Origin of the sequence: Roseivirga misakiensis (assembly GCF_001747105.1) — a bacterium.
GTDB classification, from domain to species: Bacteria; Bacteroidota; Bacteroidia; order Cytophagales; family Cyclobacteriaceae; genus Roseivirga; species Roseivirga misakiensis.
The window spans coordinates 166,314-189,110 of the sequence record NZ_MDGQ01000005.1 but is presented as its reverse complement, the minus strand read 5'-3'; the positions used below and the strand labels follow the sequence as shown (position 1 = coordinate 189,110).

Annotated in this window: 36 protein-coding genes; 1 reads left to right on the top strand and 35 read right to left on the bottom strand. The window is 39.0% G+C overall.

Going from position 1 to position 22,797, the window contains the following annotated elements; all coding sequences use genetic code 11:
* Positions 1-7: 7 nt before the first annotated feature.
* On the bottom strand, positions 8-1,120 hold the full coding sequence (carA, locus tag BFP71_RS08495; RefSeq protein ID WP_069835063.1) for a glutamine-hydrolyzing carbamoyl-phosphate synthase small subunit: 1,113 nt from the start codon (positions 1,118-1,120) through the stop codon (positions 8-10).
* A 207-nt stretch (positions 1,121-1,327) separates the two neighbouring features.
* Here carA and BFP71_RS08490 point away from each other — a divergent pair, with 207 nt between their 5' ends.
* Entirely contained in the window at positions 1,328-4,186 is a 2,859-nt protein-coding gene (locus BFP71_RS08490; protein WP_069835062.1) for a hypothetical protein, read from the top strand.
* 56 nt (positions 4,187-4,242) lie between these two features.
* Here the strand turns inward: BFP71_RS08490 and rplQ are convergent, their stop codons facing one another.
* From rplQ to BFP71_RS08325, 34 genes are all read right to left on the bottom strand, one after another.
* Positions 4,243-4,875 (bottom strand): 50S ribosomal protein L17, encoded by a 633-nt coding sequence (gene rplQ / locus BFP71_RS08485; protein ID WP_069835061.1) that lies wholly within the window; start codon positions 4,873-4,875, stop codon positions 4,243-4,245.
* A gap of 5 nt (positions 4,876-4,880) precedes the next feature.
* Positions 4,881-5,870, bottom strand: a complete 990-nt coding sequence (locus tag BFP71_RS08480; RefSeq protein ID WP_069835060.1) for a DNA-directed RNA polymerase subunit alpha — start codon at positions 5,868-5,870, stop codon at positions 4,881-4,883.
* A 31-nt stretch (positions 5,871-5,901) separates the two neighbouring features.
* Entirely contained in the window at positions 5,902-6,507 is a 606-nt protein-coding gene (gene rpsD / locus BFP71_RS08475) for a 30S ribosomal protein S4 (protein WP_069835059.1), read from the bottom strand.
* Positions 6,508-6,524: 17 nt separating this feature from the next.
* Positions 6,525-6,917, bottom strand: a complete 393-nt coding sequence (rpsK, locus tag BFP71_RS08470) for a 30S ribosomal protein S11 (RefSeq protein WP_069835058.1) — start codon at positions 6,915-6,917, stop codon at positions 6,525-6,527.
* Positions 6,918-6,942: 25 nt separating this feature from the next.
* Positions 6,943-7,320 carry a 30S ribosomal protein S13 gene (gene rpsM / locus BFP71_RS08465; protein WP_069835057.1) on the bottom strand — a complete coding sequence of 126 codons (378 nt, stop codon included), beginning with the start codon at positions 7,318-7,320 and terminating at the stop codon, positions 6,943-6,945.
* Between the two features lie 2 nt (positions 7,321-7,322).
* Positions 7,323-7,439, bottom strand: coding sequence for a type B 50S ribosomal protein L36 (gene ykgO, locus BFP71_RS19145; RefSeq protein ID WP_045460160.1), 117 nt, complete (start codon positions 7,437-7,439; stop codon positions 7,323-7,325).
* 6 nt (positions 7,440-7,445) lie between these two features.
* Positions 7,446-7,664: a translation initiation factor IF-1 gene (gene infA / locus BFP71_RS08460; RefSeq protein WP_069835056.1), complete on the bottom strand. Its 219-nt coding sequence runs from the start codon at positions 7,662-7,664 to the stop codon at positions 7,446-7,448.
* A 1-nt stretch (position 7,665) separates the two neighbouring features.
* Positions 7,666-8,439: a type I methionyl aminopeptidase gene (gene map, locus BFP71_RS08455; RefSeq protein ID WP_069835055.1), complete on the bottom strand. Its 774-nt coding sequence runs from the start codon at positions 8,437-8,439 to the stop codon at positions 7,666-7,668.
* A gap of 1 nt (position 8,440) precedes the next feature.
* Positions 8,441-9,769 carry a preprotein translocase subunit SecY gene (gene secY, locus BFP71_RS08450; protein WP_069835054.1) on the bottom strand — a complete coding sequence of 443 codons (1,329 nt, stop codon included), beginning with the start codon at positions 9,767-9,769 and terminating at the stop codon, positions 8,441-8,443.
* A 4-nt stretch (positions 9,770-9,773) separates the two neighbouring features.
* On the bottom strand, positions 9,774-10,220 hold the full coding sequence (gene rplO, locus BFP71_RS08445) for a 50S ribosomal protein L15 (protein WP_069835053.1): 447 nt from the start codon (positions 10,218-10,220) through the stop codon (positions 9,774-9,776).
* A 1-nt stretch (position 10,221) separates the two neighbouring features.
* Positions 10,222-10,401, bottom strand: coding sequence for a 50S ribosomal protein L30 (rpmD, locus tag BFP71_RS08440; protein ID WP_069835052.1), 180 nt, complete (start codon positions 10,399-10,401; stop codon positions 10,222-10,224).
* A gap of 6 nt (positions 10,402-10,407) precedes the next feature.
* Positions 10,408-10,923, bottom strand: a complete 516-nt coding sequence (gene rpsE / locus BFP71_RS08435) for a 30S ribosomal protein S5 (RefSeq protein ID WP_069835051.1) — start codon at positions 10,921-10,923, stop codon at positions 10,408-10,410.
* A gap of 5 nt (positions 10,924-10,928) precedes the next feature.
* Positions 10,929-11,273: a 50S ribosomal protein L18 gene (rplR, locus tag BFP71_RS08430; protein ID WP_069835050.1), complete on the bottom strand. Its 345-nt coding sequence runs from the start codon at positions 11,271-11,273 to the stop codon at positions 10,929-10,931.
* An 8-nt stretch (positions 11,274-11,281) separates the two neighbouring features.
* Positions 11,282-11,836: a 50S ribosomal protein L6 gene (gene rplF / locus BFP71_RS08425; RefSeq protein WP_069835049.1), complete on the bottom strand. Its 555-nt coding sequence runs from the start codon at positions 11,834-11,836 to the stop codon at positions 11,282-11,284.
* A 15-nt stretch (positions 11,837-11,851) separates the two neighbouring features.
* Entirely contained in the window at positions 11,852-12,247 is a 396-nt protein-coding gene (rpsH, locus tag BFP71_RS08420; RefSeq protein WP_069835048.1) for a 30S ribosomal protein S8, read from the bottom strand.
* Positions 12,248-12,401: 154 nt separating this feature from the next.
* A complete protein-coding gene (gene rpsN, locus BFP71_RS08415; protein WP_069835047.1) occupies positions 12,402-12,671 on the bottom strand; it encodes a 30S ribosomal protein S14 in 270 nt (89 codons plus the stop codon).
* 2 nt (positions 12,672-12,673) lie between these two features.
* Positions 12,674-13,237: a 50S ribosomal protein L5 gene (rplE, locus tag BFP71_RS08410; RefSeq protein ID WP_069835046.1), complete on the bottom strand. Its 564-nt coding sequence runs from the start codon at positions 13,235-13,237 to the stop codon at positions 12,674-12,676.
* A gap of 10 nt (positions 13,238-13,247) precedes the next feature.
* Entirely contained in the window at positions 13,248-13,565 is a 318-nt protein-coding gene (rplX, locus tag BFP71_RS08405) for a 50S ribosomal protein L24 (protein WP_069835045.1), read from the bottom strand.
* Positions 13,566-13,567: 2 nt separating this feature from the next.
* A complete protein-coding gene (gene rplN / locus BFP71_RS08400; protein WP_069835044.1) occupies positions 13,568-13,936 on the bottom strand; it encodes a 50S ribosomal protein L14 in 369 nt (122 codons plus the stop codon).
* Between the two features lie 2 nt (positions 13,937-13,938).
* A complete protein-coding gene (gene rpsQ, locus BFP71_RS08395) occupies positions 13,939-14,196 on the bottom strand; it encodes a 30S ribosomal protein S17 (protein WP_069837006.1) in 258 nt (85 codons plus the stop codon).
* A gap of 6 nt (positions 14,197-14,202) precedes the next feature.
* Positions 14,203-14,397 (bottom strand): 50S ribosomal protein L29, encoded by a 195-nt coding sequence (gene rpmC, locus BFP71_RS08390; RefSeq protein ID WP_069835043.1) that lies wholly within the window; start codon positions 14,395-14,397, stop codon positions 14,203-14,205.
* 2 nt (positions 14,398-14,399) lie between these two features.
* Positions 14,400-14,822, bottom strand: coding sequence for a 50S ribosomal protein L16 (gene rplP / locus BFP71_RS08385; protein ID WP_069835042.1), 423 nt, complete (start codon positions 14,820-14,822; stop codon positions 14,400-14,402).
* 24 nt (positions 14,823-14,846) lie between these two features.
* Entirely contained in the window at positions 14,847-15,578 is a 732-nt protein-coding gene (gene rpsC / locus BFP71_RS08380) for a 30S ribosomal protein S3 (RefSeq protein WP_069835041.1), read from the bottom strand.
* A 2-nt stretch (positions 15,579-15,580) separates the two neighbouring features.
* Positions 15,581-15,982 carry a 50S ribosomal protein L22 gene (rplV, locus tag BFP71_RS08375; RefSeq protein ID WP_069835040.1) on the bottom strand — a complete coding sequence of 134 codons (402 nt, stop codon included), beginning with the start codon at positions 15,980-15,982 and terminating at the stop codon, positions 15,581-15,583.
* On the bottom strand, positions 15,982-16,257 hold the full coding sequence (gene rpsS, locus BFP71_RS08370) for a 30S ribosomal protein S19 (protein WP_069835039.1): 276 nt from the start codon (positions 16,255-16,257) through the stop codon (positions 15,982-15,984). The genes rplV and rpsS overlap by 1 nt, the downstream gene beginning before the upstream one ends.
* A complete protein-coding gene (rplB, locus tag BFP71_RS08365; protein ID WP_069835038.1) occupies positions 16,257-17,081 on the bottom strand; it encodes a 50S ribosomal protein L2 in 825 nt (274 codons plus the stop codon). The genes rpsS and rplB overlap by 1 nt, the downstream gene beginning before the upstream one ends.
* Positions 17,082-17,091: 10 nt before the next feature.
* Positions 17,092-17,379 (bottom strand): 50S ribosomal protein L23, encoded by a 288-nt coding sequence (rplW, locus tag BFP71_RS08360; protein ID WP_069835037.1) that lies wholly within the window; start codon positions 17,377-17,379, stop codon positions 17,092-17,094.
* A 7-nt stretch (positions 17,380-17,386) separates the two neighbouring features.
* A complete protein-coding gene (gene rplD, locus BFP71_RS08355; protein WP_069835036.1) occupies positions 17,387-18,013 on the bottom strand; it encodes a 50S ribosomal protein L4 in 627 nt (208 codons plus the stop codon).
* Between the two features lie 4 nt (positions 18,014-18,017).
* The gene (gene rplC, locus BFP71_RS08350; protein WP_069835035.1) at positions 18,018-18,650 is read right to left on the bottom strand and encodes a 50S ribosomal protein L3; all 633 of its coding nucleotides are present in this window, start codon (positions 18,648-18,650) and stop codon (positions 18,018-18,020) included.
* 320 nt (positions 18,651-18,970) lie between these two features.
* Entirely contained in the window at positions 18,971-19,276 is a 306-nt protein-coding gene (gene rpsJ / locus BFP71_RS08345; protein ID WP_069835034.1) for a 30S ribosomal protein S10, read from the bottom strand.
* 18 nt (positions 19,277-19,294) lie between these two features.
* Positions 19,295-21,394, bottom strand: coding sequence for an elongation factor G (gene fusA / locus BFP71_RS08340; protein ID WP_069835033.1), 2,100 nt, complete (start codon positions 21,392-21,394; stop codon positions 19,295-19,297).
* A 13-nt stretch (positions 21,395-21,407) separates the two neighbouring features.
* On the bottom strand, positions 21,408-21,875 hold the full coding sequence (rpsG, locus tag BFP71_RS08335) for a 30S ribosomal protein S7 (RefSeq protein ID WP_069835032.1): 468 nt from the start codon (positions 21,873-21,875) through the stop codon (positions 21,408-21,410).
* 15 nt (positions 21,876-21,890) lie between these two features.
* The gene (gene rpsL, locus BFP71_RS08330; protein WP_069835031.1) at positions 21,891-22,271 is read right to left on the bottom strand and encodes a 30S ribosomal protein S12; all 381 of its coding nucleotides are present in this window, start codon (positions 22,269-22,271) and stop codon (positions 21,891-21,893) included.
* Between the two features lie 198 nt (positions 22,272-22,469).
* The gene (locus BFP71_RS08325) at positions 22,470-22,793 is read right to left on the bottom strand and encodes a DUF3467 domain-containing protein (protein ID WP_069835030.1); all 324 of its coding nucleotides are present in this window, start codon (positions 22,791-22,793) and stop codon (positions 22,470-22,472) included.
* Positions 22,794-22,797 lie beyond the last annotated feature (4 nt).

Below are 22,797 nucleotides of genomic sequence, written 5' to 3'. Positions count from 1 at the left end.
CTTTTTCTTATGATTTGATAAGGTCTATAAATTGATCGAACAAATAACGGGAATCGTGTGGGCCCGGCGAAGATTCTGGGTGATATTGTACGGAAAACGATTTCTTACCCTTTACCTGAATACCAGCACATGTATGATCATTTAAATTGACATGCGTTAATTCAACTAAATCAGAATTTTCCACATCCTCTCGGTTAACCGCGAATCCATGATTCTGAGAAGTAACTTCGCTTTTGCCTGAGATTAGGTTCTTTACTGGGTGATTCAAACCTCTATGTCCATTGTGCATTTTAAACGTAGAGATTCCACAGGCCAATGAAATAATTTGGTGACCTAAACAAATCCCAAAAAGGGGTTTGTCTTCAGCTATGATCTCTTTTGCGGTTTTTACGGCATAGTCCATCGCAGAAGGATCGCCAGGTCCGTTCGACAAGAAGTAGCCGTCAGGGTTCCATTCCTTCATTTCTTCAAACGAAGTCTTTGCATTAAATACTTTTAAATACGCCCCTCTACTGGCTAAATGTGTAAGTATACTAGTTTTGACGCCTAAATCTAGTACAGCCACTTTGTACGGAGAATTTTCTTCACCTACGAAATATGGTTCTTTGGTACTGACGAATGATGATAACTCTAAACCATCCATTGAAGGTACTTCTGCCAGTCTTCTTTGCAATTCATCTTCTGAAAGATCCTCTGATGAAATAATGGCATTCATGGCTCCTTTATCTCTAATCTGACGGACAAGGAGTCTGGTATCCAATTCAGATACTCCAACAATTCCATTCTTTTCTAAATAATCTTGAAGTGAGCCATGGCCGGTATTTCGGCTAAAATCTTCGGAAAATGTATTGACGACAAGACCTGTGATTTTAGGGGCATCTGATTCTTGTTCCGAATCCTCTACACCATAGTTTCCGATATGGGATGTCGTGTTCACAACGATCTGACCATAATAAGATGGGTCGGTGTAGATTTCTTGATAACCTGTCATGCCTGTATTAAAGCAGATTTCTGCTCCTACAGTTCCGATTTTTCCGATGGCAATTCCTTCAAAGCGTGATCCGTCTTCTAGTAACAGGATGGCTTTTTTTTGAGATAGATTTAACGTATTCTGCGACATATTTTGATTGGCGTGCGACTTTTCGCATCGTACAAAAATAACGGCAAATTCTTAGTCACCAAAACTGATGATTGAATGATGGAAATACAATTTAGATAAATGCACTAAATCATGATTAAGACGTGTAGAGTTTAGCCACAAAGGCTTAATTTTTCAGTTTATCATTTTGACATATTTTCACTATTTTGGTTTTACAACCAAAATATTATGATGAACTACAGACTTTTTTTAGTGTGTGTAGCGAACCTATTATTAACTTTCAGCGCTCAAGCCCAAAATTCCGTTTGTAACGATTTTAAAAGCGGTAAGGAGCAAAAAGCATCGCCCCTTAATGCCATTACAGATATTCAGAAAATAGAAACGATAATTCGTTTCTATAAAAATCTCCAATGGGAAATTGACGGTTCTAGTGGCACCAAAGTCTTAAGGTTACTCAATAACAACCCACCTAGTGGTCCAAACCAAAGCGGTGTTTTTTCCAGACCTGTGGCAACAAGTGAATTAGTTAAAAAACACTTCCCCGATTCTTATTGGAAAGATTTTAATGCATGTAGTGGTCCTTATGCCGGCACAAATACAATTATAGGTGCAAAGCCACCGAGTACTAATAAAGCTTTATATGAGAGCTTTGTTGAAAAAGAACATAAAAAGTACTTAAGAATTGTAGAAGAATGTGAAAGAGCTGCATTCGCCCTCAAAGATTTTCAAAGAAGAGCCAATGCCTTACAAAAAGATATGCAGGCTTATTGTAACAATTTAAATGCTCAAGCTCAAAACAACAATCGTGCTTCAGCGCCTCCTGGTATTGCTAACCGTTCTGACAGCTCTAATCCTTCAAATCCTTCCACTAATAATTCTTCTCAAACTACCATTAGTTACTCGCAAGCCGCTAACCAACAGCGGTCAGCACAGAGCAGACAGCAAGCCCAATACAATGCTTGGAAGGTAAAGCAAGACAGAGAAATTCAACAGTTCAATCGAGATTTCGAGACAAGAAGACAGCAAGGTATTAGAAACAGACAAGCTAAACAGCAGCTGGTAGACCGAGCCTTAAACCGATTCGCAAACGTCTTAAATCAAATAGCAGATCAGCGAGAGCGAGAACAAGAACGAAAAGAACAGGCTAAACTGAAAAACCAGTTTAATCGTGCGTTCGATCAGGCCCTTAGGCCTTTTGAAAACTACCTAAACCTTAATAAAACATGGCAATCAAGATTGAGCGCTTGGTTTACAAAATATGGCTACAGCTTAGATTACAAAATAAAATCGAGAGTAGAGAATGACCTGAAAAAACTAAGAGAGGGCTCTAAAGTAGCTTACGAGTATATAAACAAACTTTATGAAGACCGAATTGAAGCCGCTGAAGACATGGAATTGGCCGCTGGTGATATTGAAGTAAAAGGCCAACGATATTGGAATAAGTTTAATGGCGATTATCGGGTCCGCTACGTGTCCTCAGCAATGTCTGAGCTAACCACTTATTTAAGCCAAAAGGATACACCACAAAATAGGCTTATGGTAGCAGATTATGCTAAAATTGGTTACGATTTTGAGTTGCAAGTAGAAAAAAGTGAACGAGGTGCTTACTGGTTTGCCAAAACCATCACAAATTATTTTAGCGACTACCCGGGCTCTGGCTCAATGAAGAGCCTAATAGATAGAGAAGATAAAAGAAGAGCCGAAGAAAGAAGAAAAGCGTTAGTTCGAAGCTCACTTAAAAACCTGCCCATTCTGGCGAGAAGTGGCAAACCTGAAGAATTAAATAACCTTGTAGATTCATTAGTTCGATTTGGTGATCGAACCGCAATTGGGGAAGCCCTAACTAGCAACAGAACACCAGGAGAATTACATAGCCTCGTCTATAGCGGTGGACATTATGATGCTTACATACGCTTGGCCAAATGGCTTGGTAATGGTTATATGGGAAGTCAGTATGATCGATCATCCGGAAGTCGAAGTGGCTACACAAATGAAGAAACAGCTTACTACAATGGTATTGCTCAATACGTAACTGGAAATAATCAACGCGGATATTTAAGCCAAAGAGTGCAAGGAATAAGTTTTTTAACGTATCAAATCTCTCAGGCTAATTATACCTTTCAAGCGTTATTGGATCCGACACCGGAAAAGATAAAGAAGGCTTTAGATGCACAAAAAAAGGCTTTCAAGTATAAAGGAGCATATGGAAGTAAGAGTAAAAGAGTAACTGTGATGTGGTACCATATCGCTCTCGCTTTTCAGATCGATAACTTCAAATACATTGCCAATGAAGGTTATGCTTACCATGGCATTTGGGTTGAGGCAATTGAAAGCAATACGCAACTAGTCGTGAGAAAGGTTGATCTCAATAGCCCTGCCTTCCAAAACAATATTGAAGTGGGAGATATCATTTTGAAAGTCAATAGTAGGCCAGCAAATTCAATTATAAAGAACCCCGGAAAACCAATCGATTTTAGAGGCTTTGGTACTAATTATGAGGCACCTTCTACCTTGAAGGTTGAACTAAAAAAGAAAGATGGCAATGTCTATCTCAAAACTTTCCCAATTCGTATTACAAGTAAAAATATCAAATCTGGTTTTGCCGGAACAGAGAATTTACTGAGAAAAGAAGATCCTATTGAGGAAGAAAAAACACAAACTACTTCAAGACCCGAAACAAGTAGTAGCCCGCCTACATCATCATCCTCAGCAGGTACTGTTAAAGTTGTATCAGTGATTGATGGTGTTGAAATAAAAGAAACAGGTATTATGTCTTTGGAAAGCCTTCAAAGGGTTGAATCCCGATTAAAGAATGTTTATACATCTCGAAATCTCGAAATGCCGGAAGTGATTGAGAAGAAACCCGCGACGTACCCTCAACAAGCCTTATTAAGAGGTTTATCCGGAGAAGTACACTTCTCGCTAGCCGTACAAAACGGAAAGATTGTAAGCCTTAGACCTTTTGTCTCAGATGAATCTCACAAAGTCTTCGTTCAGTCTGCCATAGACGCGGTCTTACAATCTACCTTTAAGGTGCTCCCTGAGAAAAGAAGTTCAATCGTGATTTATCAATTCAAAACTCAATAAAAAAAGCCCTAACCAATGGCTAGGGCTTTAAGTGCTTATGTGAAACGCTTTGTTTGTTACTCTGCGTCTTTCTTCTCTTCGTCAGAAGATTCTTCAGTTGCTTCATCGGCGCTAGCCTCAGGAGCATCTTCAGTTTCAGCCGTAGGAGTTTCTTCAACTTCTGCAGCCGGAGTCTCTTCCACAACATCGGCAACTGGTGCTTCTGCCACTTCGTCTTCAACAACTACAGCATCAGTAGCAGTAACTTCTGCCTTAGCAGTAGTTTTCTTTTTACCACCTCTTCTGCTTCGCTTAGCTTTAGGTGCCGGAGCAGCTTCAGCTAATAACAATTCATTGTAGTCAACCAATTCGATGATACACATATCGGCATTATCTCCTAACCTGTTGTTAGTTTTGATAATTCTAGTGTAACCGCCTGGTCTTGAAGCAACTTTCTCTGCAACTTCGTTAAAAAGTGTCGTAACAGATTCTTTGTCTTGAAGATAAGAGAACACAACTCTTCTTGAGTGAGTAGTATCATCTTTAGCCTTAGTAATCAATGGCTCAACATACTTTCTCAAAGCTTTCGCTTTGGCTACAGTAGTCGTGATTCGCTTGTGCTCAATCAACGAAGAAGCCATATTAGACAACATCGCTTTTCTGTGTGATGCTGTTCTACTTAAGTGGTTAAATTTCTTCCCGTGTCTCATTTCTCTTAATCCTCTTCGAGTTTATATTTAGCTAAGTCCATACCGAATGTTAGGTTTTTCTCAGCTACAAGTTGCTCTAGCTCAGCTAAAGACTTTTTACCAAAGTTTCTAAACTTCATCATGTCTGAAATCTCTAGTCTAACAAGATCGCCCAAAGAACGAACGTCAGCGGCTTTCAAACAGTTGTAAGCTCTAACTGAAAGATCAAGATCATTCAAGTTAGTCTTCAACAACTTACGCATATGAAGCATTTCTTCATCTACCTGCTCTGGCTCGTCCAATGCTCCTGTTTCTAGGATCATGTTTTGATCAGAGAATAACATGAAGTGCTGAATAAGAATATGTGCAGCACCTTTTAATGCGTTTTCAGGGTGGATAGAACCGTCGGTTTTGATATCCAACACAAGCATTTCGTAGTCAGTCTTCTGCTCTACCCTTGTGTTTTCAACACTGTACTTCACATTCTTAATAGGTGTGAAGATTGCGTCGATTGGAATAAATCCGAAAACTTGCTCAGATGGCTTATTTTCTTCAGCAGGAAGGTATCCTCTTCCTTTTTCAATAGTCAATTCGATTTCGAATTTGATATTGTTATCCAAATGACAAACCACATCTTCTGGATTTAAAATCTCAAAAGCAGAAGTGAATTTTCCAATGTCACCTGCAGTGAATTTGTCTTGTCCTTCGATCACTACATTGATCTTGTTGTCAACTGTATCAGAGATTTTCTTGAATCTTACTTTTTTAAGATTTAGAATAATTTCAGATACGTCTTCTACAACACCTTCAATAGTAGAGAACTCGTGAAGTACACTTGGAATTTTAATACCTGTGATAGCATAGCCTTCCAAAGAAGAAAGTAAAATTCTTCTAAGTGCATTACCAATAGTTACCCCGTAACCTTTTTCCAATGGTTTAAAAGTGAACAGACCGTGAAAATCGTCTGCCTTCTCCATTACCACCTTCTCCGGGATTTGAAATGCTAGTATTGACATATATCTAAATTTTTTAAGGTTCTTAAATGTATTATTTAGAGTAAAGCTCGACTATCAACTGCTCTTTGATATTCTCAGGAATATCTTCTCTTGCTGGCACGTTGATCATTCTACCTGTCATCTCTGCTTTATTCCATTCTAACCATGGGTACTTCTGTACAGAATTTGCACCCAAACTGTCAGTAACTGCTTCAAGAGATTTTGATTTCTCTCTTACACCAATCACGTCAGTTTCTAATACGTGATAAGAAGGAATATTTAACACCTCGCCGTTTACGGTAATGTGTTTGTGAGACACTAATTGTCTCGCTCCTCTTCTTGTTGGAGCTATTCCCAATCTGTATACTACGTTATCCAATCTAGTCTCCAATAATTGAAGTAAGATTTCACCCGTAATACCTGATCTTCTTGAAGCCTTATCAAAAAGGTTAGCGAATTGTCTTTCTAATACACCATAAGTGTATTTAGCTTTTTGCTTTTCCATTAACTGGATTGCATATTCAGACTGCTTCTTTCTTCTTCCTCTGCCGTGCTGGCCTGGAGGATAAGCCTTCTTTTGTAATGCTTTGCTGTGACCAAAAATAGGATCATTAAATCTCCTTGCAATTTTAGCCTTTGGACCTCTATATCTTGCCATTACTAATAATATCTAAATTAAACTCTTCTTCTTTTTGGAGGACGACATCCATTGTGTGGTAGTGGTGTTACATCTCTTATCAGCGTAACTTCAATACCAGTATTTTGGATAGTTCTGATGGCAGATTCTCTACCCGCACCAGGTCCTTTCACAAAGACTTCTACTTTTCTTAAACCTAAGTCATATGCTTTTTGAGCACAGTCTTGAGCTGCTTGTTGTGCAGCATAAGGTGTATTCTTTTTTGAGCCTTTAAAGCCCATTTTTCCTGCCGAAGCCCAAGAGATCACTTGACCTTGTTGGTTGGTCAAAGAGATGATGATGTTATTGAAAGACGCCTTGATGTGCGCCTGTCCAAGTGCATCCACCTGTACAATTCTCTTTCTTGCTTTATCTTTTCTTTTCTCAGCCATCTTTATAATATTTTATAAGCTGTTATTACTTAGTAGCCTTTTTCTTGTTAGCAACAGTCTTTCTCTTACCTTTTCTGGTTCTAGAGTTGTTCTTCGTATGCTGACCACGAACTGGCAAGCCTCTTCTGTGTCTTAAACCTCTATAACAACCGATATCCATCAAACGCTTGATGTTCAATTGTACTTCTGATTTAAGTACACCTTCAATTTTAAACTCTTCACCAATGATGGTTCTGATTGCTTTTTGCTGATCATCATCGAGATCACCAATTTTGGTATTTACATCGATACCTGCCTTGTTCAACACATAGTTTGCTGAGCTACGGCCGATACCAAAAATGTATGTTAAACCAATTTCTGATCTTTTGTGATCTGGAATATCTACTCCTGAAATCCTTGCCATAATTATCCTTGTCTTTGTTTGAATCTAGGATTCTTCTTGTTAATCACGTAAAGCTTTCCGTTTCTACGGATTACCTTACAATCAGCGCTACGCTTTTTGATGGACGCCTTTACTTTCATCGTTTTTTATTTATACCGGTAAGTAATTCTTCCTTTAGTTAAATCATAAGGAGACATTTCAAGTTTTACTTTGTCTCCAGGTAATATTTTAATGTAGTGCATTCTCATTTTACCAGAGATATGCGCTAGCACAATATGTCCATTTTCCAATTCTACACGGAAAGTCGCGTTGGGCAATGCCTCTACGATTGTTCCGTCTTGTTCTATAGATCCTTGTTTAGCCATATTAAAGTTTTACTACTTCTTCTATGTATTTATGCGTTGTTAAAACTTCTGTTCTATCCTTGAAGATAGCGACTGTGTGCTCATAATGCGCCGACGGTGCCCGATCTCTCGTTCTTATAGTCCATCCATCGCTTTCTTGAACAATGTTGCGAACACCCAAATTGACCATTGGCTCAATAGCTATTACCAAACCTTCATTCAACTTCGGTCCTCTGCCGCGTTTACCATAATTCGGAACTTCTGGTCCTTCATGTAGACTTCTGCCTAAACCATGACCAACCAATTCTCTCACTACTGTGTAACCTCTTTCTTCCACATAATTTTGGACAGCAAAAGCTACATCACCAATTCGATTTCCAAACCTGGCTTCTTCAATACCTTTATACAACGACTCTTTCGTTGCTTTAAGAAGTGCTAATGTCTCTGAGGGGATATCTCCTACCGGGTAAGTATAAGCGGAATCGCTATGAAAACCTTTGTAGAAGACTCCACAATCTATAGAGATTATATCACCGTCTTTCAATTCATATTCGCTAGGAAAACCGTGAACTACTACTTCATTCACTGAAATACAAAGCGTTGCTGGAAATCCATTGTATCCTTTAAAAGATGCTTTGGCTCCATGATCTGCGATAAACTCTTCAGCTATCTTGTCCAGATCTTTTGTTCTTATGCCAGCCTTTACATGCTTGGCTACTTCTCCGTGAGCTTTGCCTAATATTTGAGCACTCTCACGAATGAGTTCAATTTCTTCCTCAGTCTTGTAAAATATCATTTTACGCAACTGCCATATTCTGAGATCTTCCTCTCATCTTGCCAGATTTCATCATACCCTCATAATGTCTCATGAGTAGGTAACTTTCAATCTGCTGTAGTGTGTCTAGTATTACTCCGACCATAATCAATAGCGATGTTCCTCCGTAGAAATAAGAGAAATTTTGTCCTACGCCTGCGTTGTAAGCAAATGTCGGTAGGATGGCAATAATCGCTAGAAAAATTGATCCTGGTAATGTAATTCTATCCATTACGTCTCCGATAAAATCGGAAGTTGGTTTTCCAGGCTTAATACCTGGTACAAAACCACCGTTTCTTTTTAAGTCATCCGCCATGCTTGAAGGATTGACTGTAATCGCAGTATAGAAGAATGTAAATGCTATAATCAATAGCGCAAATACTAAGTTATACTGCCAAGAGAAAGGATTCACAAATGCTTGTGTAACCTTTAACCAAAAATCGCTTGAATCGGCCCAAATCTGGCCAATAAGTGTTGGCAAAATCATCAGTGCTTGAGCAAAAATAATCGGCATTACACCAGAAGCATTTACTTTCAATGGTATAAACTGGCGCTGACCGCCATACACTTTACCTCCAACTACTTGCTTAGCATATTGTACTGGAATTCGGCGCGTCGCCTGTACTAAAGCTACGGTCACGATAACGACACCAAATAACGCTACAATCTCAACAATCGAGAATAATGCATTATTCAATCCATTAGTAACATAAAACTCGTTGATTGCTGCTGCTGGAAGACTAGAAATAATTCCAATCATAATTAGCATAGAAATACCATTACCAATTCCCTTATCAGTAATTTTCTCCCCTAACCACATACAGAACATTGTACCAGCAGTTAAGAGGATCATTGACGACACCATGAATAAGTTTTGATCTACGCTTGGAGATACAGCTCCTGGAGCGATGATCGCTGTTTTGATGTAACCGAAACTCTGCGCTAATGTCACAAGGATCGTTAGGATGCGAGTGATTTGAGTCAGTTTCTTACGTCCTGACTCTCCTTCTTTTTGCATTTTCTGGAAACTAGGCACGGCCACCGTCATCAACTGAATCACAATTGACGCAGAGATATATGGCATGATACCCAAACCAAAGATAGAGGCTCTGGAAAAAGAACCTCCTAATAATGAATTTAGAATTCCAAAAATACCACCGTCAGCATCTACCAATTGTGTTGGGTCAACACCTGGCAATACTACGAATGAACCAAGTCTGAATATGACCAAGAATCCCAAAGTTGCTAAGATTCGATTTCTCAGCTCTTCAATGGAAAAAATGTTCTTTATGGTGGTAATGAATTTCTTCATGAAATTAAATGTTTGTGCCTGTTCCTCCTGCTTTCTCGATTGCTGCTAATGCAGACGCAGAAAACTTGTGAGCAGTTACATCTACTTTTGATTTTAACTCGCCTCGTCCTAGAACCTTAATTAGGTCATTCTTTCCAGCCAAACCATTAGCGATTAGCGTCTCTACGTTAATCGTAGCTTCACCAGTCTTTTCAGCCAGTTCCTGAAGTGTGTCTAAGTTAATGGCTTTGTACTCAACTCTGTTCGGGCTGGTGAAACCAAATTTAGGTACACGTCTCTGTAAAGGCATTTGACCTCCTTCGAAGCCAGATTTACGTGAATATCCAGATCTTGACTTAGCACCTTTGTGTCCTCTTGTCGAGGTTCCACCTCTACCAGAACCAGTACCACGTCCTATCCTTTTATTATTTTTTGTAGAGCCTTCTGCAGGCGTTAATGTATTCAGTTTCATCTTATGCTTCCTTTACAGATACAAGGTGATTTACTTTATTAATCATACCAGCAATCTGAGGTGTATTTTCTACTTCAACAGATCTGTTGATTTTCCCAAGACCTAAGGCTTTTATAGTCCTTTTTTGTCTCTCGGGTCTATCAATGGTACTTTTTACTTGGGTGATAATAACCTTTGCCATGATCTCTTAACCGTTAAAAACTTTGCTTAACTCGACACCTCTTTGTTGTGCAACAGCCAATGGATCTCTCATTTGCAATAATGCATCGAAAGTAGCCTTTACAACGTTATGTGGATTCGAAGATCCTTTAGACTTCGCTAGTACGTTATGTACACCCGCGCTTTCAAATACAGCACGCATAGCACCACCAGCTATTACTCCTGTACCTTCAGAAGCTGGCTTAACTAGTACTAAACCTCCGCCATATTTACCAAGAACTTCGTGAGGAACCGTACCTTTGAAAATAGGTACTTTCACTAAGTTCTTTTTAGCATCATCGATACCTTTAGTGATAGCGTCTGTCACCTCATTGGCTTTACCAAGTCCGTATCCAACTACACCATTACCATCTCCTACTACAACAATTGCAGAGAAGCTGAATCTTCTACCACCTTTAACTACTTTGGCAACTCTTTTAATGGCAACAACTTTTTCTTTCAAGTCGATGTCACTAGCCTTAATATTTCTTACTTTTTGTGTCATCTCAATTAAAATTTAAGGCCGCCTTCTCTAGCACCTTCCGCCAAAGCTTTTACTTTTCCGTGATATACATAACCGTTTCTATCAAATACCACGCTAGTGATACCTGAAGCAACTGCTTTCTCTGCCAACTTCTTCCCTACTTCCTTAGACATCGCGACGTTGGTGTTTTCTTTAGCACCTAGCTCTGACGAAGAGGCAGATACAATTGTATGTCCTTTCTCGTCATCAATAATTTGAGCATAAATCTGAGCGTTACTTTTGAACACTGAAATTCTAGGTCTCTCTGTAGTACCAGAAATCTTAGTTCTAATACCTTGCTTTATTCTTAGTCTACTATTTCTAACAGCCATGATATCTATTATTTAGCAGCAGTTTTACCAGCTTTTCTTCTAATCTGCTCACCCACAAATCTGACACCTTTCCCTTTGTAAGGTTCAATTTTCCTAAGTGATCTAATTTTAGCAGCAACTTGACCGATAAGTTCTTTATCAGCACTGTGCAATGTTACAAGAGGATTCTTACCCTTTTCCATTTTTGCTTCTGTTTTCACTTCCTCTGGAACAGCCACATAAATATTATGTGAGTATCCTAAGTTTAGCTCTAAAATATTATTAGAAACAGCTGCTTTATATCCTACACCAACAAGCTCCAATTCTTTTTTGAATCCCTCGTGCACACCAATAACCATGTTATTAATCAGTGAACGATATAGTCCGTGTAACGCTTTATGTCTTTTTTGCTCCGTAGGTCTTTCTACGCTAAGCACTCCCTCATTAACAGTAAGCTTAATTTCAGGATTGATTTCTCTACTTAATTCTCCTTTAGGTCCTTTTACAGTTACTACATTTTCAGCTGTAATATCTAAAGAAACACCTTCTGGCAGATTAATGGGTTGATTACCTATTCGTGACATTGTCTTTCTCCCTTCTTAGTATACGTGACACAATACTTCTCCGCCAATATGCTGTGATCTAGCTTCCTTATCAGTCATAATACCTTTAGAAGTAGAAACGATAGCTATACCAAGACCATTTAAAACTCTTGGAAGCTCGGCCGCACCAACATATTTTCTCAAACCAGGCTTGCTAATTCTTTCGAGCTTAACGATGGCTGGTTGTTTTGTAGATGGATTGTACTTTAAGGCAATTTTAATATTACCCTGAGGTCCAGCTTGCTCGAACTTGAAGTTCTGAATGAAGCCTTTGTCATGCAGTACCTTTGTGATTTCCTTCTTCACCTTAGACGAAGGAACTTCGACTATTCTGTGATTCGCACTGATGGCGTTTCTTAGTCGCGTTAAATAATCTGCTATTGGATCAGTCATTGTTTTGTTTTTTGTTAGTCAACATTTATCGACTAACTCGGTTCTTCTGGCGATATCTCCCAGAATTGTACTTTTTTTAAATGTTAAATACCTTCCGGCCTTAAACCGGCCTGCAAAGGTATTAAATATTTTTAGTTAATAAAAGAAAAACAGTTTACCAACTTGCCTTGGTAACACCTGGAATTTTTCCAGCTGAAGCCATTTCTCTGAATGTCACCCTTGAGATACCAAACTTTCTCATGTATCCTTTAGGACGACCTGTTAGTTTACATCTATTGTGCAATCTTACAGGAGAAGCGTTTCTTGGCAGTTTATCTAAACCAATGTAGTCGCCTTCTGCTTTCAATCTTGCACGCTTTTCAGCGAACTTAGCAACAAGTCTTTCTCTTTTTCTTTCTCTTGCTTTTATGGATGCTCTAGCCATTTCTAGTCGTTATTTTTTTTGCCTCCAGCGAAAGGCATACCAAACGCCTTTAGCAATTCGTAACTTTCTTCATCGGAATTAGCAGTTGTTACAAACGTAACGTCCATACCAGATATCGCTTTAATCTTATCGATTGAGATCTCTGGGAATATAATCTGCTCTTTAATTCCTAATGTATAATTTCCTCGGCCATCAAAACCTTTGTCTTTCACACCTCTGAAATCTCTTACTCTTGGTAAAGCGATATTCAAAAGTCGATCGATGAATTCATACATTTGATCACCTCTTAGTGTCACTCTAGCACCGATAGGCATTCCTTCTCTTAACTTAAAGTTCGAGATTGAATTTTTTGCCACAGTAGCCACAGCTTTCTGTCCAGTGATTGTGGTTAACTCTTCTACTCCAATATCAACCAATTTCTTATCAGCGACTGCTCCACCAATACCTTTGTTTACAACCACTTTCGTGATTTTAGGTACTTGCATAACAGTTGTATACTGGAATTTATCTTTTAAAGCAGGAATGATTTCCTCTTTATACTTATCTTTTAATCTAGGACTAGCCATTTTTTATAACCTATTTCTTGGTTTTAAAATATCTTTCTAGTTTCCCTTCGCTATTCAACTGTCTACCAGTTCTTGCAGCCTTACCTGTAGCAGGATCTATGACCATAAGATTTGATAAATGAATAGGAGCTTCAACTTTATCTATTCCACCATTGGGATTTTCAGCGGATGGTTTAACATGTTTTGAAACAATGTTCCAACCTGAAACGATGGCTTTGTATTTAGAAGGTTGAACTTCTAATACTTCACCTTCTTTTCCCTTATAGTTACCAGAAAGAATTCTAACCTTGTCTCCCTTTCTGACGTGAAGTTTGTTTGCCTTAGTCATAATTATAGTACCTCTGGAGCTAGTGAAACAATTTTCATGAATTGCTTTTCACGCAATTCTCTCGCAACTGGACCAAACATACGAGTACCTCTTGGCTCGTCATTCTGATTCAATAATACAGCAGCGTTATCTTCGAACCTGATGTAAGAACCGTCTTTCCTTCTTACTTCTTTCTTTGTTCTAACTATTACAGCTTTAGATACGGTACCTTTCTTAAGGCTACTAGATGAGTGAGCAGATTTTACTGAGACCACGATCATGTCACCTACACTGGCGTACTTTCTTTTAGTACCACCTAATACACGAATACAAAGCACCTCTTTGGCACCACTGTTATCCGCTACGTTAAGTCTTGATTCTTGCCTGATCATAATTACTTAGCTCTTTCAATTACCTCAACTAATCTCCAACGCTTGTTTTTACTCAGCGGACGAGTCTCCATGATCTTTACAGTATCTCCGATACCACAATCATTTTTTTCGTCATGAGCCGCAAATTTGGAAGTCTTCTTAACAAACTTTCCATACATCGGGTGCTTTTCTTTCCTTTCAACAGCTACTGTAATGGTTTTATCCATTTTGTTGCTGGTTACTATCCCGACTCTTTCTTTTCTCAGATTTCTGGTTTCCATGCTCATCTATTTAGCAAGTTCCTTAGCCCTTATTTCTGTTTTTAATCTTGCGATTAACTTTTTTGCCTCTCTGATTTTCATCGGATTCTCAATAGGAGAAATTGCGTGAGCAAATTTCAACTTTTGGATACCATCTTCCTCAGCTCTTAGTTTTTCGTTTAGCTCTTCAATTTCTAGAGCTTTGATTTCTGAATTCTTCATAACTATCCTCCAACGTAATCTCTACGAACAACAAATTTTGTAGATATCGGAAGTTTCTGAGCGGCTAATCTCAAGGCTTCCTTAGCTAATTCTATATTAACTCCTGAAGATTCGAATAAAATGGTCCCTGGCTTAACAACTGCTACCCAATAATCAGGAGCACCTTTACCTTTACCCATTCGTACCTCAGCAGGCTTCTTTGTCACTGGCTTGTCTGGAAAAATTCTTATCCAAACTTGACCTTCTCTTTTCATCGCTCTTGTCATAGCGATACGAGCAGCTTCTATCTGACGGCTTGTAATCCATCCTGGCTCTAGTGACTTAATACCAAATGTTCCAAAAGACAGTGTGTGACCTCTTTGTGCAAGTCCACTTACACGGCCCTTCTGCATTTTTCTATATTTAGTTCTCTTTGGCTGTAACATCTTCTAATTCTTTTAAAAAGGCGATTACTTCTTTCTGTTGTTACTTCTATTAGGACGTCTTCCTCCGCCACCTCTACGGTCGCCACCCATGTTGCTGTTTCCAGCACCCACGTTTGGAGAAAGGTCTCTCTTGCCTAATACTTCACCTTTGAATATCCACACTTTGATACCGATTTTACCATAAACAGTATCGGCTTCAGAGATGGCATAATCGATGTCAGCTCTGAGTGTATGCAAAGGTATTCTTCCGTCCTTGTACATTTCAGTTCGTGCCATTTCAGCACCACCTAATCTACCAGAACATTTGATTTTAATACCTTGTGCGCCTACTCTTACAGCAGAAGCAATTGCTTGCTTCATAGCTCTTCTGTAGGAAATTCTTGCTTTAAGCTGTTGTGCGATTGACTCACCTACTAGCTTAGCATCTAATTCAGGACGTTTGATTTCGAAAATATTGATCTGAACATCTTTGCCAGTCAATTTCTTCAATTCTTCCTTGATACGATCAACTTCCTGTCCGCCTTTACCAATAACAACTCCTGGTCTAGCAGTATGTACAGTAATCGTAATTCTTTTGATGGTACGCTCAATGATGATCTTAGAGATTCCTCCCTTAGGGATCCTTGCATTGATGTATTTTCTGATTTCCTGGTCTTCTACCAATTTGCTTGGGAAGTCTTTACCACCATACCAGTTAGAGTCCCAACCTCTGATGATACCTAAGCGGAAACCAATAGGATTTACTTTCTGTCCCATCTTTAATTATTCTCAGTTTCGTTAATTACTTCTTCAACTACGTCAGCGGTAACAGCAGCTTCGTTCTTAGAAGCGATAACTAGTGTTACATGATTCGATCTTTTTCTGATTCTGTGAGCTCTACCTTGTGGAGCAGGTCTCAATCTTTTCAGCATACGGCCACCGTCAACGGTGATAGACTTGATAAAAAGATCTGCATCTTCTAATCTCTCATCCTCATTTTTGCTCTGCCAGTTAGCAATTGCTGATAACAACAATTTCTCTAGTCTCGCAGCACCTTCCTTAGATTCGAATTTCAAGATGTTCAATGCTCTGTTTACTCGCTGGCCTCTGATCATATCAGCAACCATCCTCATTTTACGAGCAGAAGTAGGAACATTATTTAGTTTAGCTACAGCTTCCATTATCTTCTCTTATCCTTTTTAGCAATGTGACCTCTAAAGTTTCTGGTTGGAGCAAATTCTCCGAATTTGTGACCTACCATATTTTCAGTTACAAAGACAGGAATAAATTTATTTCCGTTATGTACAGCGAAGGTATGACCTACAAAGTCAGGTGATATCATTGATCTTCTTGACCATGTTTTGATTACTGACTTCTTACCAGAACCATTCATGGCTTCGACTTTATTCTCAAGCCTGAAATCGATATAAGGTCCTTTTTTTAATGAACGTGCCATTATTTCTTCTTTTTACCAATTATCAATCTATTCGAGTATTTCTTAGGTGTTCTAGTCTTCTGACCTTTAGCATAAAGACCATTTCTTGATCTTGGATGCCCTCCAGATGACTTACCTTCACCACCACCCATTGGGTGATCGACTGGGTTCATTACCACACCTCTTACTCTTGGACGTCTACCTAACCATCTTTTTCGACCAGCTTTACCTAATCTCACGTTCATGTGCTCAGCGTTACCCACTGAACCGATAGTCGCCATACACGTTACCAAAATGTTTCTCATTTCGCCAGAAGGTAATTTCAACGTTGCGTATTTACCTTCTCTCGCAACAAGCTGTACATATGAACCTGCACTTCTCGCCAATGCCGCACCCTTACCAGGTTTAAACTCAACATTATGTACAATTGTACCCAAAGGAATTTTTGACAATGGCAATGCATTACCCACTTCAGGAGCTACACCTTCACCAGACACAACTGTCTGACCAACTTGAAGTCCGTTAGGAGCAATTATATATCTTTTCTCTCCATCAGCGTAGTATAGCAATGCTACTCTCGCAGATCTTGATGGATCGTATTCTATAGTTTTAACAGTAGCCGGCACGTCAAACTTCTCTCTTTTGAAGTCAACGATTCTCAATTTTCTTTTATGACCACCACCTAAGTATCTCATGGTCATTTTACCGCTGTTATTTCTACCGCCGGATCTCTTCAGAGGAGCCAACAAGGACTTCTCAGGAGTAGCCGTTGTTACATCTGCGAAATCAGGAGCTATTCTGCCCCTTGTTCCCGGTGTCATTGGTCTTAGTTTCTTAACGCCCATTGCTCTCTAATTAAATGCCGCTGTAAAAATCTATAACTTCTCCTTCGGCAACTGTAACAATTGCTTTCTTGAAGGAATTCTTTCTACCAGAGATCACTCTAGCTTTTGTAAACCTAGACTTCAATTTGCCTTGGTATCTCATAGTGTTTACATCTTCTACTGTAACACCATACATTTCTTCAACAGCTTTTTTGATCTCTACCTTGTTAGCAGTTTCATCTACTATAAAACCGTATTTACCGATTTCATTAAGGCCTGATACTTTCTCTGTTACTAAAGGTTTCTTTAAAACACTCATGTCTATCTTACTTTAGTAGGTTTTGAAGTTTTTCAACAGAAGATTCGCTAATCAACATTTTGTCAGCATTAAGCACATCGTAAGTACTTAATTCATCTGTAGTAGTCACCTTAGCATTTTGAATGTTTCGGCCAGAAAGTGCCACATTCTTATCTGTGTTTGATACCACAAAAAGAGTCTTTTTGTCGGCTACAGATAAGCTGTTTAAAACATTCACAAAGTCTTTAGTCTTTGGTGCTTCGAAAGAGAAATCTTCCAATACCATCAAGCTATTTTCTTTCGCTTTGTAGGTCATTGCTGACTTACGCGCTAAAGCTTTTAGCTTTTTATTTAACTTAAAACCGTAATTTCTTGGCTTAGGGCCGAATACACGTCCACCACCTCTGAAAACAGGAGACTTAATACTACCAGCTCTGGCTGTACCTGTTCCCTTTTGTTTCTTTATTTTTCTAGTAGAACCAGAGATTTCTGCTCTTTCCTTAGACTTGTGCGTTCCTTGACGTTGGTTTGCCAAAAACTGCTTTACATCTAGGTAGATGGCGTGATCGTTTGGTTCAATACCGAAGATATCATCTGCAAGGGTAACTTTCCTTCCAGTGTCTTCTCCACTATTTTTTAATACTGCAATCTCCATCTTCTTATTTCTCTAGGACTACGATTGAATTATTTGCTCCTGGAACAGAACCACTCACTACGATAAGGTTCTTTTCTGGTACAACTTTCATGACTTCAAGGTTAATCACCGTTACACGATCATTACCCATTCTACCTGCCATACGTGTACCTTTAAATACTCTTGCAGGATATGAAGCACCACCAATAGAACCCGGGGCTCTTAATCTGTTGTGCTGTCCGTGAGTAGCCTGACCAACACCACCGAAGCCATGTCTTTTTACTACCCCTTGGAAACCTTTACCTTTTGAAGTTCCAATGGCATCAACAAAATCACCTTCTTTGAATACATCTCCAACAGTGATCTCATTACCTAAGGCTACCATTCCTTCGAACTCCTCTCGGAAATCTCTAAACTCAACTACACTTTTCTTTGGAGTTGTGTTGGCCTTTTTAAAGTGCCCTTTTAACGCTTTTGGAGTATTTTTCTCCTTACGCTCTCCATAAGCCAATTGAACAGCTTGGTATCCGTCTGTCTCTTGATTTTTTACTTGCGTTATTACGCAAGGACCAGCTTCTATCACCGTGCATGCGACATTACGTCCATCGACACTGTATACGCTAGTCATTCCGATTTTTTTTCCGATAATTCCAGACATCTTTTAAATCATTTTCTAACCCATAAACATAGGGCTCCCGCAAAACGGATTGCAAAGATAGGAATTTAATATTTTGTTACAAGGCAGGGGTTTAAAAAAAGAGGGGTAATTTTTCCAATACGTCAGTGATATTTACATTCTGAAGTTTAATGGCCTTTTTGCCTCACATTATTGTTCGAAATTTGTTTCGTTAAGCCTTTAATTAATAGCGTCTTACACTCAAAGGGAGAGTGGCAAAGTAAAAACCTATTGCAAAAAAAATTCACAAAAAAGGGGCTCACTTTACAGTGAGCCCCTTTTGTTTTATAATAACTAGGTAATTAAACCTTGATCTCTACATCTACACCTGAAGGTAATTCAAGCTTCATCAAAGCATCCACAGTTTTTGCACTTGAAGAGTAGATATCTACTAATCTTTTGTAAGTACAAAGCTGGAATTGCTCACGTGCCTTTTTGTTCACGTGTGGTGACTTCAATACTGTAAATTTCTCTTTCACTGTTGGTAGTGGAATAGGACCACTAACTACGGCTCCAGTAGTTTTTACTGCTCTCACAATTTTCTCTGATGACTTATCCACCAAGTTGTGATCGTATGACTTTAATTTGATTCTAATTTTCTGTGTCATTATAGTAAAATTTACAGCTTATTCTCCTTTTGATTTCTTGATCACCTCTTCGGCAATATTGTTCGGTACGGCTTCATAATGAGAGAATGTCAATGAAGCAGTAGCTCTACCTGAAGACATTGTTCTCAAATCAGTAACATAACCAAAAAGCTCTGATAGTGGTACGTCTGCTTTTACAACAGTGGAAGTACCTTTGGTATCCATACCTTTCATCATTCCTCTTCTACGGTTAAGGTCACCTGTAATACTACCAGTATATTCATCTGGAGTCACTACATCCACCGACATAATTGGTTCCATCAATTTTGGAGCTGCTTTCCTAGCTGCTTCTTTGAAACCTAGTCTTGCTGCCATTTCAAAAGAAAGAGCATCTGAATCCACATCGTGGAATGAACCGTGGAATAATCTCACTTTCATTCTTTCGAGTGGGTAACCAGCTAAAGGACCATTGACCATTGCTGATGCAAATCCTTTTTCTACTGAAGGAATGAATTCTCTAGGAATCACACCACCAGTAATGCCATTTTCGAATTGCAGACCATCTTTTTCGTGATCTTCATCCGCAGGACCAAGCTCAAATACGATATCTGCAAACTTACCTTTACCACCTGACTGCTTCTTATAAACCTCTTTATGCTCAACTGTTGAGTTGATAGATTCTTTATAAGCTACCTGCGGTGCACCTTGGTTTACTTCTACTTTGAACTCACGTCTCATACGATCCATGATGATATCTAAGTGAAGCTCTCCCATACCTCTTAAAATAGTCTGACCAGTTTCCTCATCAGTATTTACTTTAAGCGTTGGATCTTCTTCAACTAGTTTGGCAATTGCCATACCTAGTTTATCCACATCCGCTTGAGTTTTAGGCTCAATTGCATATCCAATTACTGGATCAGGGAAGTCCATTGATTCGAAGATTACCTTATTCTTCTCATCGCAAAGTGTGTCTCCTGTTTTGATATCCTTAAATCCTACAACTGCAGCAATATCACCAGCGTGAAGACTATCAATAGCGTTCTGCTTGTTAGCATGCATTTGGAAGATTCTAGAAATACGCTCTTTCTTGTTGGTTCTTGTGTTATATACATAAGATCCAGAATTAAGCATTCCTGAATATGATCTTACGAAACAAAGTCTTCCTACAAATGGGTCAGTAGCAATTTTAAATGCTAATGATGCAAACGGCTCTTCCGGAGAAGGTTTTCTAGACGTTTCTTCTTCTGTATCAGGATCAATTCCAACAATACTATCTCTATCTACTGGAGAAGGAAGTAATTCCATCACGTAGTCTAGTAGTGTTTGAACTCCTTTATTTTTGAATGCTGATCCACACATCATCGGAACGAAATCCAAGTTGATTGTCGCTTGTCTTAAAGCGGCTAAAATCTCGTCTTTCGTGATTGAATCAGGATCTTCAAAGAATTTCTCTAATAATGAGTCATCATACTCAGCGATCGCTTCCAGTAAGCCTTCTCTGTACTCAGCAACTTCATCAACCATATCAGCAGGGATTTCGATTTCTTCGAAAGTCATCCCTTGGTCAGCTTCATTCCAAACAATTGCCTTGTTCTCTACAAGGTCAACTACTCCTCTGAATGAATCTTCTGCACCGATTGGTAATTGAAGAGGTACTGCTTTCGTACCTAACATTTCCTTTACCTGGCCACAAACCATTAGGAAATCAGCACCAGCACGGTCCATTTTGTTTACAAACCCGATACGAGCAACTTTATAGTTATCTGCAAGTCTCCAGTTTGTTTCAGATTGAGGTTCTACACCATCAACTGCTGAGAATAAAAATACCAACCCGTCAAGAACACGTAATGATCTGTTTACTTCAACTGTGAAGTCAACGTGACCCGGGGTGTCAATAATGTTGATATGATACTCATTGTTTTTATATGGCCAGAATACAGTTGTTGCAGCTGAGGTAATTGTGATACCTCTTTCTTGCTCCTGTTCCATCCAGTCCATTGTAGCATCTCCATCGTGAACTTCACCGATTTTATGAGATACACCTGTATAATATAGAATACGCTCGGTGGTAGTTGTTTTACCAGCATCAATGTGTGCTGCGATACCAATATTCCGAGTTAGTTTTAAATCTCTTGCCATTTTAGTCTAGGAATTAAAATCTAAAGTGTGAAAATGCTTTGTTGGCTTCAGCCATTCTGTGCGTGTCATCTTTTTTCTTGACGGCAGCACCCTCACCTTTTGAAGCAGCAATTACTTCTCCAGCTAGTTTTTCAGTCATGGTTTTCTCACCTCTCTTACGAGCAAACATGATCATCCATTTAATACCTAGTGAGGTTTTACGATTTGGTCTTACCTCAATAGGTACTTGAAAAGTAGCACCACCTACTCTTCTACTTTTCACTTCGACTGACGGCATGATGTTACTCAATGCTTTCTTCCAAGTTTCAAGACCATTCTCACCAGTTCGCTCTTCTACAATATCCATTGCTTTGTAGAACGTGTTGTAGGCAATACTCTTCTTTCCATCGACCATCAGGTAGTTCACAAACTTTGTTACCAAAGTATCATGGAACTTAGGATCGGGAAGAATATATCTCTTCTTTGGTTTAGCTTTTCTCATTGCTTATTTGATTGTCTATTTTTTGTCTTTTGGACGTTTAGCGCCATACTTCGATCTTCTCTGAAGTCTTCCGCTTACTCCTGCAGTATCTAATGCACCGCGAATAATATGATATCTTACTCCTGGAAGGTCTTTTACTCTTCCTCCTCTGATTAAGACAATTGAGTGTTCTTGAAGGTTGTGACCTTCACCAGGGATATATGCGTTCACCTCTTTACCATTGGTTAACCTTACCCTTGCTACTTTTCTCATAGCTGAGTTAGGCTTTTTAGGTGTAGTCGTATATACCCTTGTACAAACACCCCTTCTTTGTGGGCAGCTGTCCAGCGCAGGAGACTTTGACTTAGAAGTCAACTTCTTTCTACCCTTTCTTACTAGTTGTTGTATAGTAGGCATTTACAATTGTTTTTAAATTAATTTTTTCCTAGTTGCAATTTTCGGACTGCAAAGGTAACGAAAGAACTTTTTGAAACAAACACCTCATCTTAAATAAAATAGGATTGAGCTAATTGTTCTAAAAATCTGTGCTCTCGCGGTTTAGACATAAAAAAAGGGTCGCCGAAGCAACCCTTTTTTCTCTATTCTATTTACACTCTAAGCTTCTCCCACTGTGCCTCCAAAATTCATTGGAAACTTTGGTGGTTCTTCGCTTTGCTTAATTGGCCCAAAGTTTTTCTCGAACTTATCGATGTTGTCTTTTAAGGCGTAAAGCAAACGCTTGGCATGTTCTGGCGTGATCACAATTCTCGATTTCACTTTTGCCTTGGGAACTCCCGGCATCATTTTAATAAAATCTATTACGAACTCGCTATTCGAATGAGCAATCATCGCCAAGTTTACATATTGACCTTCCGCAACTTCTTCGGACAATTCAATATTCAATTGATTTTGGTTTGCTTGCTCGTTCTGATCTGCCATTTTC